Origin of the sequence: Deinococcus sp. HSC-46F16 (assembly GCF_024171495.1) — a bacterium.
GTDB lineage: Bacteria > Deinococcota > Deinococci > Deinococcales > Deinococcaceae > Deinococcus.
The window spans coordinates 52,963-65,830 of record NZ_JALJZW010000005.1 but is presented as its reverse complement, the minus strand read 5'-3'; the positions used below and the strand labels follow the sequence as shown (position 1 = coordinate 65,830).

The following is a 12,868-nucleotide window of genomic DNA, read 5'->3' as shown; positions in this document are numbered from 1 at the left end:
AGTTGGGCATGGATTAACCCAGGCTCAAGGGGGCCGGGCCTAGACTGCCCGCACGGAGGAAGAACGATGAGTGCGAACATGGACAACAGCGGCAGCAAGGAAGGCAGCAAGAGCATGGACCAGGGCCGCCTGATCAGCAGCGCGGCGGGCGCGGCCCTGATGATTCTGGGCCTGCGGAAAAAGGGCCTGATGGGCCTGCTGATGGCGGGTGCGGGCGGCTACCTCGCCTACCGCGGCGCGACGGGCAACGACCCCGTGATGAACGCGGCGGGCCTCAGCGGAAACGCGAGTGCGGCCAAGCCCATCTTCGTGGAGCACAGCGTGGTGATCGACCGCCCCGCCGATCAGGTCTACGCCTACTGGCGCCAGCTCGAGAACCTGCCCCGCATCATGAGCCACCTGGAAAGCGTCACCGTCCTTGACGAGCGCCGCAGCCGCTGGGTCGCCAAGGCGCCGCTGGGCACCCATGTCGAGTGGGAAGCCGAGATCGTCAACGACAAGCCCGGCGAGCGCATCGGCTGGCACAGCCTCCCCGGCGCGACCGTGGACAACGCGGGCAGCGTGCAGTTTGAGAACCTGCCCAATGGCGGGACCCGCATCCACGTGGCGCTGTCCTACCGTCCGCCTGCCGGAGCGCTGGGCGCAGCCGTCGCCAAGCTGTTCGGCGAGGAGCCCAGCCAGCAGATCGCCGACGACCTCCAGAACTTCAAGCAGACCTTCGAGGGCGCGAACCCGGTCAACTGAGCTTCGGGATAAAGAAGGGCGGCTTCCCGGTGTGGGGGCCGCCCTTCTCCTTGCGGTGCACTTACCAGTTCAGGTCGTAGTTGCCAAAGGGCCGGGTCTGCGAGACGGTGGTGCCGTCAAAGCGGTTCCAGCCCTTCTTGACCGTGAAGCCGAAGAGCGAGGCGTCCGAGGTCGCGTAGATCAGGCCGCGCGTGGCCCGCTGGGTGCGGGGCTCGTTCGCGTCGAACTTCTTGTTGTTGTTGAGGTCCACGTAGGCCAAGACCTCGTACACGCCCGCCTTGGCCGTGTCGGGCAGCGAGATGGAATACACCCGCTTCTGGGGGTTGAAGGTGCCGATGTCGAGCTGGTCGACCGCGTTGTTCTCGTAGCCCGTGCCCGTCAGACCGACGAGCGCGATGCGGACATTGCCAGTCTGGGGCTGGGTGCCGCGAATCTCGCCCGTCACGTCGCCGCGCGGCACGCCCAACACGCCGCAGGAGGCCAGCGCGAGGGGAAGGACGAGGGCCAGGGCCGCCTTGTTCATGGGTTGCATGGCCGGAGCGTAAGCCCCAGGGCAGCGCGGAGGCTCAGACGCACCTAAAGCTCCGCTGAAGGCTCTGTCCGGTCCGGCGCCCCCGCCTCCACCACCGTCAGCGAGCGCAGGGTCGCGCCCTGGTGCCAGCCGTACTGGGGCTCGCGCAATCCCAGCGCCTCCGCGACAGCGCGGGCGGTGCTCTGGTCGGGTTCCCCCTCCAGGCAGAACAGCAGGAATTTGCGCCCGCCGGGGCCGATGCGGATAAACAGGTTCTCGCCCAGTTCAAGCTGCTGGGTGCGGCCCAATTTCTCCGCGCGGCCCTGCGCGTACCGCAGCGCGTCGCGGATGCGGACGGTGACGGTGGGGTGGCTCATGGGGTGGCCTCCTTCGGGGGTGGGCGCAGACCGTCCAGCAGCAGCCCAGCGTAGCGGTCGGCCACCTCGCGCGGGCTCAGCCGCCCACCGGGGCGGTACCACGTGTAGGCCCAGTTCACCGCCGAGAGAATCAGGTTGGCGGTCATCTTCACGTCGAGGTCCGCGCGGAAGACCCCCTCGCGCATGCCCTGAGCCACCAGCCCCCGGTAAAAGGCCTCGGTGGTGTCGCGCCACGCCGTGACCCGCGCGTAGGCGTCCGGCGAGAGGTGTTTCCACTCATGGAAGAAGACGGTCGCGCTTTCCAGGTTGCCCGCGACCACCGTGAGGTGCCGGGCCATCGCTTCCCGCAGCCGCTCGTCGGCGGGGCGGGGGTCGGTCCCCAGGTCCAGCAGGGCCGCCTCAAACTGCCGGGCGGCCTGCTCCACGATCTCGATCAGCAGAGCTTCTTTGCCGCTGATGTGCGCGTAGAGGCTGCCCCCCTGCATCCCCAGCTCGGCGGCGAGGTCGCGCATGCTGGCCCCGTGGTAGCCCCGCTCGGAAAACAGGCGGCTGGCAACCTCGTGAATCTGCTCGCGGCGCGACTTGGAGGTCGGGCCGGAGGCGGCGGGGGAGGGGGCAGAGGGGTCCGTCATGGGGGGACGCGGCGGCGTGCGGGCAGGGTAGCACGGCCTTTCGGGGAGGCAGGGTGCTAGAACGGACGGCATGACCTCCACTCCCTCCCTTCCCAGTCAGGCAGCCGAGCAGGCGGCCCCGGCGGGGGTGCGCCCCGCCGTGCGGACGGTGCCCGCCTACCCCTTTACCCCACTCGACGTGCCCATCAAGCTCGACCAGAACGAGAGCGCCTACGACTTCCCGGCCGAGCTGAAGGCCGAGGCCACCGCCCGGATGCTCGCCCGCCCCTGGAACCGCTATCCGGACCTCGGGGCGGAGGGGATTCGCGCCCGTCTCGCCGCGCTGACCGGGTGGGACGAGGCGGGCGTGGTCTTGACCCCCGGCAGCAACGTGCTGATCAAGCTGCTCACCGAACTCGCGGGCATCGGGCAGACGGTGCTGACGGTCAGCCCCACCTTCGCCGTCTACACCCTGGAGGCGCAGATGCTGGGCGCCCGGCTGGTGCAGGTGCCGCTGAACCCCGACTTCTCGCTGCCGGTGGCCGGGCTGATGGAGGCGCTGCGGACCCAGCCTCCCGGCGTGCTGTACATCACCCAGCCGCACGCCCCGACCGGTCACGTGGACCGCGCCGAGGCCGTGCGCGAGGTCGTGGAGGCGGCGGGGAAGGACTGGATCGTGGTGCTGGACGAGGCGTACGGCGAGTACAGTGGCACCGACCACCGCGCCCTCGTTCGGGAAGGCAGCAACCGCCTCAGCCTGCGGACCTTCAGCAAGGGCTGGGGGCTGGCGGGCATTCGGCTGGGGTACGCGCTGACCAGCCCGGCGCTGGCGACCGAACTGCGCAAGCTCGTGCCCGCCTTCAACGTCGGCGTGCTGGCCGAGGCCGCGCTGGAAGTCGCCCTGGAGAATCCCGGCTACGTGGCCGAACGCGCCGCCGAGGTCCGCCGCGAGCGTGAGCGGGTCTTTGCGGGCCTGCGCGGGCACCCGGTCTGGGAGCCCCTCCCCAGCGACGCCAACTTCTACCTGCTGCGGACGCCCGACGCGGAGGCCGCCTACCGCCACCTCCTTTCTCATGGCATCGTGGTGCGCCGTCAGGACTCGCTGCCGGGACTGGCAGGCTGCCTGCGGGTGGCGGTGGGCACGCCCCAAGAGAACGACGCCCTGCTCGCGGCGGCGCGGGCCTACGTTCACTCGGACAAGTAAGGCCCGTCCGCGAGGGCGGTCACGCTGGGGCCGGGGCGCACGCGCTAGCCTCGGCGGGACCGCCCTTCCCGTATGGATGCTTTCACCTCACCCCCCGATTTCGCGCCGCGCTCGCCGCTCGTCCGCGAGTGCACGGCTTGTGGGGCGTGCTGCTCGGCCCCGGATATCCACGCCCTGCGCAAGCCGCTGGGGGTGCCGTGCGTTCACCTGCGGTCGGATTGCCTGTGCGCGGTGTATGCCGCTCGGCCCGCCGTGTGCCGGAGCTACCAGCCCGACTGGGTGTGTGGAGAGGTCGCGCCGCTGCCCACGCTGGAGGCGCGAATGCGGCGATTCCTGGAGATTTACGGGTTGGAGGACGAAGCCCGGCTCTAGAACAGCACCGCTCCCAAGGCCGGGCACGCCCCCACCACCGCCCACGCGGGCCAGCGCCCGGCGGTGAGGGCGGCGTAGGCGAGCAGCGCCAGCGCGAGGTGACGCGGCTCCCGGATGCCCGCCGTGAAGACAGGGTGATACAGGGCGGCGAGCAGCAGGCCCACGACCCCCGCATTCAGCCCCGCCAGCGCGGAGCGGGCGGCGGGCCGGGCAGAGAGGGCCGCCCAGAAGGGCAGCGCCCCGGCCATCAGCAGGCCCCCGGCCAGGAAGATGCCGCAAGTAGAGATCAGCGCCCCCGCCCACGCGGGCAGGGCCGACTGCGCCGCGCCCAGGTAGGTGGCGAAGGTAAAGAGCGGCCCCGGCACCGCGTTCGCCGCCCCGTACCCGGCGAGGAAGGTGGACGGCGTGACGTATCCCGGCACGAACCCCGCCTCCAGCAGCGGCAGGACCACGTGCCCGCCCCCGAACACCAGCGCCCCGGCCTGGAAGGTCGTGGCGAAGAGCGCCCACCCAGGCCCAAGCGCGGCCATCAGGGGCACAGCCAACAACAGGCCCCCGCACAGCGTGAACAGCCCCGCCCCCACCCGCCGCGAGACGGGCACCGGGGGCAACGCCGCTTCTGCCGCCGCGCCGGGCAGGAACCGCCAGCCCACCAGCGCACAGACCACCAGGGCCGCGACCTGCATTCCGGCCGCAGGCCATACCACCAGCAGGGCCGCGACCCCCAGCGCGAGTGCCGCCCGCACCCGGTCATTCCCCACCAGAGTCCCCCACATCCCCGCGACCGCCTGCGCGACGACCGCCACCGCCGCGACCTTCAGCCCGGTCAGCCACCCGGCCTCCGCCCCACCCCCGAAGCGGGCCACGCCCAGTGCAAAGGCCACCATCAGCAGCGCACTCGGCAGGGTGAAGCCCACCCACGCAGCCAGCAGGCCCCATCCGCCCGCCCGCAGCAGCCCCAGCGCCATCCCGACCTGACTGCTCGCCGGACCCGGCAGAAACTGCGCGAGCGCCACGAGATCGGCGTAGGCCCGCTCGCCCAGCCACCCCCGCCGCTCCACGAACTCGCCCCGGAAGTAGCCCAGGTGCGCGACTGGCCCCCCGAAACTGGTCAGCCCCAGCCGCAGAAAGACGAGAAAGACCTCCAGCGTTCGCATCTGGAGGTCAGCTTAGGGCGGGGGGCTCAGTCGTCGGCCGCTTGCCCTTCCTTCCTGGGCACTTCCGGGTTCTCCACGAACTCGGTGGGGTCGAAGCGGTCGAAGCCGATCTCCTTCTCGTAATCCTGAATCTTGACGTGCAGGCGGCGCACGTCGCCCTCGACGGCCCCGTAGTCGAAGGTGTCGAAGATGGCGGTGGTCTTATGGTTGCCGCCCTCGAAGTCGGGGACCTCGCGGGTCTTCTTGATGCCCTCTTCCAGCGCCTTGCGGCTCTCGATGCCGAGGTTGCGGAAGGCCACCTGCATCACGTCGCGCTGGAAGTCACGCGGGCCGTAGATCCCGGCGCGGTAGACCGTTTCCGCGAAGTCCTGCCAGTCGGGCACGAGAGCCGAGGCGGGCATGGAGAATCCCCCAATCACGTTCTTGATCGCGTCCAGCGTGCGCTCGGGGTAGTAGTAGAGGTACATCCGCACGCCTTCGAGGAAGAAGTTGTAGTGCGCCGCCTCGTCCACCGCGATGGTCTGCGCGACCTTGGCGAGCACGGGATCGGAAAAGCCCGCGTACTGCGGCTTCTCGCTCTTGCCCTGAGCGATTTTCATCATGTTCAGGTAGTTGAGCTGGGTGGCCCGCTCCTGAAACACGGTGTACACGAGGTTGTGGATGGCGTCGGGGAAGGGGAGTTCCCAGGTCTGCGACCGCAGGCGCTCCTTGTATTCCTCGATCCACTGAGGCGACCGCTGGCCGCTGAACAGCACGGCGTTCTCCCAGGCGTCGGCGTGCTTTTCCTCCTCGCTGCCCCAGCGCAGTTGGAAGTGGCTGCGCCCATGCGAGCGTCGCACGAGGTTCACGAGGCTGGAGGTGAAGTCGGGCGCGTACTGCTCGACGGCGAAAAAGCCCTGGATGACCTTGACGATCTCCGGCGGCAGGTCCTGACGCAGCTTGAGCCACTCGAAGGAGCGGTCGGGGTTCCAGTTGCGCGTCTCCTGGCTGCGGGCGGTGTACCAGCGGTAGAGGCCCAGGAAGCCGCGCTCGATCAGGCGGTCCTTCTCGGCGTTGCTGAGCAGCCCGGCCGGGGTGCGGGGGCGCTCGTTGAGCATGTTGGGGGGCAGGATGTCGGCCATCGGGAAAACTCCTTGTGAGGCGGCGTGCGTGCGGCAGTCCGCCGGAGGGGTAGGGGAGGGGGACGTTACCCTGATAGGCTACGGTCCCCCACCTGACGGAGCCGTGAACTGGGACGCGGTTTAACTTGAGCCTTGTCCCCATGCGGCTCCCGCCCGGCGCGGAATGGAGGCAGCAATGGTCCTGACCCTGACCGTCCTCGCCACGCTCCTGGGCGGTGCCTCCGCCCCGGTGCCCACCCTGGCCCCACCCCCCGCCCTGGCCGCATCCGGTCCGGTGCGCGAGCTCGCGCTGGCGGCGGCTCCCGACGGGCGGCTGGTCCTCGCGGTGATGACCGACGCCGGGCGCTTCAGCAGCGGGCGGGGCACCTTCACCGGGCGGCACCTGCGGGTCTGGCGGGAGCAGGGAGCCACCTGGGAGGCACTGGGCGGCGTCCTGAACTACGATCAGCCGCGCCCGGTGTCCAGCCTCAACCTCGCGCTGGACCGGGCTGGGACCCCGGTGCTGGTCTGGAACGAGAACTACGGCGACAACGACGTGGTGGTCTTCCGGGCCTACCGGGAGGAGGGGTGGACCGACTGGCGCACCCGCTACCTGGGCGACGACCTGCCCTATGCGGCCCGGACGCGGGCGGTCGCCGCGTGGGAGGGCGAACCCGTGCTGGCCTGGGGCGAGACGCTGCGGACCCCCTATGGCAGCCGCCTGACCGTGCGAGCCTGGGACCCGGCGGCGCGAACCTGGACCCGCAGCGAACCCTTCAACAATGGCCTGGTCTTCGCCCGTACCCCGGCCCTGGCCCTGGACCGCGCGGGGCGGGCGACGGTGGCCTGGCTTCAGGGCGACGTGCTGGCAAGCGACGTGTTCGTCAAACGCTGGACCGGCACCCGTTGGGAGGCCCTCGGAGCCAGCCTCAACCGCCGCCCGCGCACCTACGTGGCCTCCACCCGGTTGGCCCTGGACGTGCAGGAGCGCCCGGTCGTCGCCTGGCTGGAGGACGCAGGCGGCGAGGACGCCCTGTATGTCTCGCGCTGGACCGGGCAGGGCTGGCAGGCCCTGGGCGGGCGGCTGGGCACCCGCGCGGCCTCAGCCCCGGCGTTGGCGCTGGACCGGGCGGGGCGGCCCCTCGTCGCCTGGGTGGAGGAAGGGGGCGGGGTGGGACAGGTCTTCGCCGCGCACTGGACTGGGCGGGACTGGCAGGTGCGCGGGCCGCTGAACCGCGACCCCCGGCGGGACGCCCGCTCGCCCTCGCTGGCGGTGAACGCTGTGGGCGCGGCGGTGCTCGCTTGGCGGGAGGCTGTGGGCGGGGTCTACCGGGTGCAACTGGAGCGGTTGGGGTTGTGAGGGGGGCTTTGCGGGGTCGGCGCAACAAACCCAGCCCACCCCACCCGCCTACACTTTGGGCATGACCTCCCGCCAGAGCCTCGTCGGTCAGCCCGCACCCGACTTCACGCTGCCCTCCACCTCCGGCGACTCCGTGACCCTCAGCTCCTACCGGGGACATCAGCATGTCGTGCTGGTCTTCTATCCCCTCGACTTCAGCCCGGTGTGCTCCATGCAACTGCCCGAGTATTCCGGGCGGCAGGACGACTTCGCGGAAGCGGGGGCGGTCGTGCTGGGCGTCAACCGCGACAGCGTGTATACCCACAAGGCCTGGGCCGCCGAGTACGGCATCGAGGTGCCGCTGCTGGCCGACCTCAACCTGGGTGTGGCCCGGCAGTACGGCGTGGCGATCGACGAGCGTGGGGTCACGGGGCGGGCCGTGTTCCTGATTGACAAGGAGGGCGTGGTGCGCTTCGAGCATGTGGAGGCGTCGACCGGGGACTACACGGTGCGGCCGGAAGTGGTGCTCGCCCGCATCCGCGAACTGGGCTGAGCCGCCTGCCCGCTGCGCCACCCGGCGGATGCGGCGGAAAACCTGCGGTCCTAGCCTGACGGGGTGCTGCTCCTGCCCGAACCGCTCACCTATGACGCCTTTGTGGCTCTCCACGCGCAGCCCCTGGACCCCTGGCGGGCGGCGCTGGAGGAGATCCGTGAGCGTCACGGGCTCCCGGCGGGCAACTTCACCCGCTTCCGGCTGGGCAAGAATGCGGTGTTCGGCCTCGGGGACGTGGTCGTCAAGTTGGTGCCGCCCTTCTGGGCTGGGGACGCGCGGCGGGAGGCGGCGGCTCTACGGGCCGTGGGGGGCCTCCTCCCGCTGAAGACCCCCGACTTGGTGGCAGGCGGCACGCTGGGGGAGTGGAACTATCTGGTAACCGCCCGCCTCCCCGGCCAACCCCTGCGGAAGGTCTGGGCCGCGCTGGGCGAGCCTGAGCAGGTGCGGCTGGCCGCGCGGCAGGCCGAACTGCTGCGGGCTGTGCAGGGCCTCGCGTCCCCCACCGACCTGCACTTTGACTGGGCCGGGCTCCTGCTGGATCAGGGCCTGGAGCTGCCTCGCGAGTTGCAGGCCCCGCCCGCCCTCGCCCGCCGTGCCGAAGCCCTCTTGCAAGACGTGGTGCGAAATGGTCCCGGATTCGCGCGTCCCCCCGCATTCCTGCACGGCGACCTCAACTTCCTGAACCTGCTGGCGGATGAGCGGGGCGGACACGTCACCCTGACGGCCCTGATCGACTGGAGCGACGCGCGGACAGGTCCCCCTGCCCATGACCTGATTTCTCCCGCCGTCAACCAGTTTCGCCGCTGGCCTGCCGCGCGGCGGGCGTGGAGCGCGGCGCTGAACCTCACGCCGGAGGATGTGCGCGAGGCCACGGCGCGGGCGCTGCTGTACTATCCCGGCGAGTGGACCGGCATTCTCGGTGATCTGGGTTTCCTGGAGGCCGACGACTGGGACGAGGTGGGCGCGGCCCTGTTTGGCGTCTCCTGACACGGCCAGCCTCCCACTGCGCCACACGGCGGATGCCCCTGGCCCCCGGCCCGCACTAGCCTGGGGGAATGCCGGACGTGCCCCCCTCTCCTCCTTCCTCCCCCTTACGCGGCGGGTCGCTCGCCGTGCTGCGGGGCTACCTGGGGCCGCTGAAATGGCAGGTGGCGGGCCTCGCGGCACTGCTGCTCTCCGCGACGGGCCTGAGCCTCACGCTGCCGCAACTGCTCGCCCGCTTCGTGGACACGGTGCGGCTGGGGGCGGGGGCCGACGTGGGGCGGCTGGTGCAGCTCGCGGGCTTTTACCTCGCGCTGGCGGTGGGGGTGCAACTGCTCAACGCCGGGGCCACCTACCTGGGGGCGCGGGTGGGCTGGACCGCCACCAACCGGCTGCGGGTGGACCTGCTGCGGCACATGCTCTCGCTGGACATGCGCGAGCACAAGGAACGCACCCCCGGCGAGATGATCGAGCGCATCGACGGGGACGTGACCGCCCTGAGCAACTTCTTCTCGCAGTTCGCGGTGCGGGTGTTTGGGGCGGCGCTGCTGCTGACGGGCGCGGTCGTGATGTTCTACCTGACCGACTGGCGGGTGGGGCTGGGCGTGACCGCCTTCGTGCTGGTCACCCTCGTCGCCATGAACCGGGTCCGCAAGCTGGGTGTGGAACCCACCCGGCTGGAGCGCGAGGGCAGCGCCCGGCTCTTCGGGTTCGTGGAAGAACGCCTCGCCGGGCTGGAGGACGTGCGCTCGCTGGGGGCGGGCGGACACCACCTGCGCGGCTTCCTGCGGGTGCAGGGCGACTTCTTCCGGCGGGCCACCTACTCGTGGCAGCGCCGCAGCGTGGTGTGGTGGCTGAGCATGGTGCTGTTCGCGGTGGGGTACGTGGGCATCCTCGCGTCCGCTATCGGCCTCTACGCGGCGGGCGCGATCACGCTGGGCACCGCCTTCCTGATGTACCAGTACATGAGCATGGTGGAAGAACCCATCGACCAGCTCACCCAGCAGCTTCAGGACCTCCAGAAGGCCGGGGCCAGCCTGGGCCGCATCTCCGAACTGCTCGCGCTGCGCTCGGGGCTGCCGGAGGGGGACCGCGAGTTGCCGGACGGCCCGCTGGACCTGCGCTTCGAGGACGTGACGTTCCGCTACGACCCGGAGGACCCTACGGCTCCCGCCGTCTTGCAAGACGTGTCCTTCCACCTCCCCGCCGGGCAGACGCTGGGACTGCTGGGCCGCACCGGCAGCGGCAAGACCACGCTGACCCGGCTGGTCTCGCGCCTCTACGACCCCAGCGAGGGACAGGTACGGTTGGGCGGGGTGGGCACCCGCGACGTGCGGCTGTCTAGCCTGCGCTCGCGCATCGCCGTTGTCACCCAGGACGTGCAACTGTTCCAGGCCAGCGTGCGCGACAACCTGACCTTCTTTGACCCCGCCCTGCCCGACGAGGCGGTGGAAGCCGCGCTGCACGAGGTCGGCCTGGGAGACTGGCTGGCGCGGCTGCACGAGGGCGTGCGGACGCCGCTGCCCACCGGCAGCCTCAGCGCGGGGCAGGCGCAACTGCTCGCCTTCGCGCGGGTGATGCTGCGTGACCCCGCCGTGATCATCCTCGACGAACCCAGCAGCCGCCTCGACCCCGCGACCGAAGCGCAGCTCACCCGCGCCATGACCCGGCTGCTCTCAGGGCGCACCGCCATCGTGATCGCCCACCGCCTCGACACGGTGGCCCGCGCCGACCGGATTCTGGTGCTGGACGCAGGCCGGGTCGTGGAGGACGGCGCCCGCGTGGTCCTCGCCGCCGACGGGCAAAGCCACTACGCGGCGCTGCTGCGGGCCGGAACGCTGGCGGAGGACGGGGGGGTGCTGGCGTGAGGGCAGTGAACCGGCCAGAGCTTCCGCCTTCTGCCTCCACACGCCGCCAGCGACACGCCACGCGCCCTTCCCGGAGCCTCCCATGACCCCCAGCACGCCCGCCGTCACCCCTCCCTCCCGCACCCTCGCGCTCTCGCGGCGGCTCTTTGCGTACCGGCCCGGTCTGTTCGCCTTCAACGTGGGCATGTGGGCGGTGGTGTACATGGCCCCGGCGCTGCTCACGGTGGCGGTGAGCAATCTCTTCGGGCGGCTGGAGGACGCCGACCGGCTGCGGCTGGCGGGGGACCCCATCACGGTGCCCATTGCCGCCGCGTGGGTCGCGCTGGGGTGGTTCGCCCTGGTGCGGCTGAGCCGCTTCGGGCTGTTCTACGGGGCCTTCCGGGGGCTGATCGAGCTGCTGTACACGCTGGACGCGCTGATGCGGCGCAATCTGCTGAACTACCTCCTGACCGCGCAGGGCTCGCGCCGACTCCCCGATACCCCCGCCGAGGCGGTCAGCCGCTTCCGCGACGACGTGGACGACGTGGCCGCCTACACCGAGGTGTGGGTGGACAGCCTGGGCATCGCCCTGTACTGCGTGCTGGCGGTCGTGCTGATGGCGCGGGTGGACCCGGTGATCACCGCGCTGGTCTGCACACCGCTTGTGCTGATGATCGTGTTCGTCGGCCGCCTCTCGCCCCGCATCCGGGCCTACCGCCGCCGCATGCGCGAGGCGACCGCCCGCGTGACCGATTTTATCGGGGAGACGTTCGGGGCCGTCTCGGCGGTCAAACTCGCCGCCCGCGAGGAACCCATGATCGCCCACTTCGCCCGGCTGGGCGAGACGCGGCGGCACTCGGCCCTGCGCGACGTGCTGCTCACCGAGCTGATCCGGGGCGTGAACGTCAACATGGTCAACCTTGCGGTGGGGCTGGTGCTGCTGCTGGGGGCCAACCAGGTGCGCGGGGGTGGGATGCGGGTCGAAGACTTCGTCCTGTTCATTGGCCTGCTGCCGCGCCTGACCGGGAGCATGGGCTTTTTCGGGGACGCCATCGCCCGGCACCGCCGCACCGGGGTGAGTTACGACCGCATGACCCGGCTCCTGCAAGACGCGCCCCAGGACACCCTCGTGGATCACCACCCCGTCTACCTGCGGGAGGAGCCGCCCGTGCAGGGCCAGCCCGCATCTGCCCTCCCGCTGGAGGAACTGCGGGTCGAGGGCCTCACCGCCCACCACCCCGACGGCACGGGGGTCACCGACGTGAGCTTCACCCTGCGCCGGGGCGAGTTCGTGGTCGTCACCGGGCGCATCGGCAGCGGCAAAACCACCCTGCTGCGGGCGCTGCTGGGGCTGATGCCTGCGGACGGTGGGCGCGTCCTCTGGAACGGGGAGGAGGTTGCGGACCCTGCCACCTTCTTCGTGCCGCCGCGCAGCGCGTACACCGGGCAGCTTCCCAACCTCTTTTCCGACACGCTGCGCGAGAACGTGCTGACCGGCAGTGACCCCGAGCGCCTGAACCGCGCCGTGCGGCTGGCCGTACTGGAACCCGACCTCGCGCAGCTTCCGCACGGGCTGGACACCCAGGTCGGGGCACGCGGCGTCAAGCTCTCCGGCGGGCAGATGCAGCGGGCAGCGGTGGCCCGGATGCTCGCGGCGCCCGCCGATCTGCTCGTCTTCGACGACGTGTCCAGTGCGCTGGACGCCCGCACCGAAGCCGAGCTGTGGGACGGCCTCTTCCGCGAGACGGATGCGACGTGTCTGGTCGTCTCGCACCGCCGCGCGGCCCTGACGCGGGCCGACCGCATCCTGCTGCTGGAGCACGGCCGCCTGACGGATGAGGGGACGCTGGAAGACCTGCTCCCGCGCAGCCCCGAGATGCGGGCGCTGTGGGCGGAGGAGGGGCTGGAGGGGTGACCCTCAGCAGACTGAGCTTACGGTGGGTTCCCAGCAGCGTGGGCGAGGGGAAAGAGGTCGAGGTTCTGATTGACGGCGTGAACCTGCTAGACCTCGCCCGTGCCTGGGAGACCACCCACACGCCGGAGCCGGGGCTGGCGGGTGGGTATGTAGGCGT

General features: G+C 71.0%; 13 protein-coding genes. 8 read left to right on the top strand and 5 right to left on the bottom strand.

Features of this window, described 5'->3' with window-relative positions; all coding sequences use genetic code 11:
• Positions 1 to 66 precede the first annotated feature (66 nt).
• Positions 67 to 744, top strand: coding sequence for an SRPBCC family protein (locus L1280_RS11350; RefSeq protein WP_253582408.1), 678 nt, complete (start codon positions 67 to 69; stop codon positions 742 to 744).
• Between the two features lie 61 nt (positions 745 to 805).
• On the opposite strand, the gene L1280_RS11345 is transcribed toward L1280_RS11350, so the two are convergent.
• The 3 genes from L1280_RS11345 to L1280_RS11335 are packed head-to-tail and all read right to left on the bottom strand — an operon-like array spanning position 806 to position 2,264.
• Positions 806 to 1,276: a hypothetical protein gene (locus L1280_RS11345; protein ID WP_253582407.1), complete on the bottom strand. Its 471-nt coding sequence runs from the start codon at positions 1,274 to 1,276 to the stop codon at positions 806 to 808.
• Positions 1,277 to 1,320: 44 nt separating this feature from the next.
• Entirely contained in the window at positions 1,321 to 1,632 is a 312-nt protein-coding gene (locus L1280_RS11340) for a hypothetical protein (RefSeq protein WP_253582406.1), read from the bottom strand.
• A complete protein-coding gene (locus L1280_RS11335) occupies positions 1,629 to 2,264 on the bottom strand; it encodes a TetR/AcrR family transcriptional regulator (protein WP_253582405.1) in 636 nt (211 codons plus the stop codon). The genes L1280_RS11340 and L1280_RS11335 overlap by 4 nt, the downstream gene beginning before the upstream one ends.
• Before the next feature lie 70 nt (positions 2,265 to 2,334).
• On the opposite strand from L1280_RS11335, the gene L1280_RS11330 reads away from it, so the two are divergent.
• Positions 2,335 to 3,447 carry a histidinol-phosphate transaminase gene (locus tag L1280_RS11330; RefSeq protein WP_253582404.1) on the top strand — a complete coding sequence of 371 codons (1,113 nt, stop codon included), beginning with the start codon at positions 2,335 to 2,337 and terminating at the stop codon, positions 3,445 to 3,447.
• 72 nt (positions 3,448 to 3,519) lie between these two features.
• Positions 3,520 to 3,819, top strand: a complete 300-nt coding sequence (locus L1280_RS11325; protein ID WP_253582403.1) for a YkgJ family cysteine cluster protein — start codon at positions 3,520 to 3,522, stop codon at positions 3,817 to 3,819.
• On the opposite strand, the gene chrA is transcribed toward L1280_RS11325, so the two are convergent.
• Positions 3,816 to 4,976 carry a chromate efflux transporter gene (gene chrA, locus L1280_RS11320; protein ID WP_253582402.1) on the bottom strand — a complete coding sequence of 387 codons (1,161 nt, stop codon included), beginning with the start codon at positions 4,974 to 4,976 and terminating at the stop codon, positions 3,816 to 3,818. The genes L1280_RS11325 and chrA overlap by 4 nt on opposite strands.
• 26 nt (positions 4,977 to 5,002) lie before the next feature.
• Positions 5,003 to 6,097, bottom strand: a complete 1,095-nt coding sequence (locus L1280_RS11315) for an acyl-ACP desaturase (protein WP_253582401.1) — start codon at positions 6,095 to 6,097, stop codon at positions 5,003 to 5,005.
• Positions 6,098 to 6,272: 175 nt separating this feature from the next.
• Between L1280_RS11315 and L1280_RS11310 the strand changes: the two genes are divergently transcribed.
• The 5 genes from L1280_RS11310 (at position 6,273) to L1280_RS11290 (ending at position 12,711) form a co-directional block, all read left to right on the top strand.
• Entirely contained in the window at positions 6,273 to 7,436 is a 1,164-nt protein-coding gene (locus L1280_RS11310) for a hypothetical protein (protein ID WP_253582400.1), read from the top strand.
• Positions 7,437 to 7,497: 61 nt separating this feature from the next.
• Positions 7,498 to 7,968, top strand: a complete 471-nt coding sequence (locus tag L1280_RS11305; protein ID WP_253582399.1) for a peroxiredoxin — start codon at positions 7,498 to 7,500, stop codon at positions 7,966 to 7,968.
• Positions 7,969 to 8,031: 63 nt separating this feature from the next.
• The gene (locus L1280_RS11300; RefSeq protein WP_253582398.1) at positions 8,032 to 8,955 is read left to right on the top strand and encodes a phosphotransferase; all 924 of its coding nucleotides are present in this window, start codon (positions 8,032 to 8,034) and stop codon (positions 8,953 to 8,955) included.
• A 68-nt stretch (positions 8,956 to 9,023) separates the two neighbouring features.
• Entirely contained in the window at positions 9,024 to 10,817 is a 1,794-nt protein-coding gene (locus L1280_RS11295; RefSeq protein WP_253582397.1) for an ABC transporter ATP-binding protein, read from the top strand.
• Positions 10,818 to 10,899: 82 nt separating this feature from the next.
• Positions 10,900 to 12,711 (top strand): ABC transporter ATP-binding protein, encoded by a 1,812-nt coding sequence (locus tag L1280_RS11290; RefSeq protein WP_253582396.1) that lies wholly within the window; start codon positions 10,900 to 10,902, stop codon positions 12,709 to 12,711.
• Positions 12,712 to 12,868: the final 157 nt, after the last annotated feature.

What these genes read in the sequence shown, in the direction of transcription:
- L1280_RS11310 (WP_253582400.1), top strand. Translation starts at nt 6,273, where the DNA reads ATGGTCCTGACCCTGACCGTCCTCGCCACGCTCCTGGGCGGTGCCTCC.
- L1280_RS11290 (WP_253582396.1), top strand. Translation starts at nt 10,900, where the DNA reads ATGACCCCCAGCACGCCCGCCGTCACCCCTCCCTCCCGCACCCTCGCG.
- L1280_RS11345 (WP_253582407.1), bottom strand. Translation starts at nt 1,276, where the DNA reads ATGCAACCCATGAACAAGGCGGCCCTGGCCCTCGTCCTTCCCCTCGCG.
- L1280_RS11305 (WP_253582399.1), top strand. Translation starts at nt 7,498, where the DNA reads ATGACCTCCCGCCAGAGCCTCGTCGGTCAGCCCGCACCCGACTTCACG.
- L1280_RS11330 (WP_253582404.1), top strand. Translation starts at nt 2,335, where the DNA reads ATGACCTCCACTCCCTCCCTTCCCAGTCAGGCAGCCGAGCAGGCGGCC.
- L1280_RS11315 (WP_253582401.1), bottom strand. Translation starts at nt 6,097, where the DNA reads ATGGCCGACATCCTGCCCCCCAACATGCTCAACGAGCGCCCCCGCACC.
- L1280_RS11340 (WP_253582406.1), bottom strand. Translation starts at nt 1,632, where the DNA reads ATGAGCCACCCCACCGTCACCGTCCGCATCCGCGACGCGCTGCGGTAC.
- chrA (WP_253582402.1), bottom strand. Translation starts at nt 4,976, where the DNA reads ATGCGAACGCTGGAGGTCTTTCTCGTCTTTCTGCGGCTGGGGCTGACC.
- L1280_RS11335 (WP_253582405.1), bottom strand. Translation starts at nt 2,264, where the DNA reads ATGACGGACCCCTCTGCCCCCTCCCCCGCCGCCTCCGGCCCGACCTCC.
- L1280_RS11350 (WP_253582408.1), top strand. Translation starts at nt 67, where the DNA reads ATGAGTGCGAACATGGACAACAGCGGCAGCAAGGAAGGCAGCAAGAGC.
- L1280_RS11325 (WP_253582403.1), top strand. Translation starts at nt 3,520, where the DNA reads ATGGATGCTTTCACCTCACCCCCCGATTTCGCGCCGCGCTCGCCGCTC.
- L1280_RS11295 (WP_253582397.1), top strand. Translation starts at nt 9,024, where the DNA reads ATGCCGGACGTGCCCCCCTCTCCTCCTTCCTCCCCCTTACGCGGCGGG.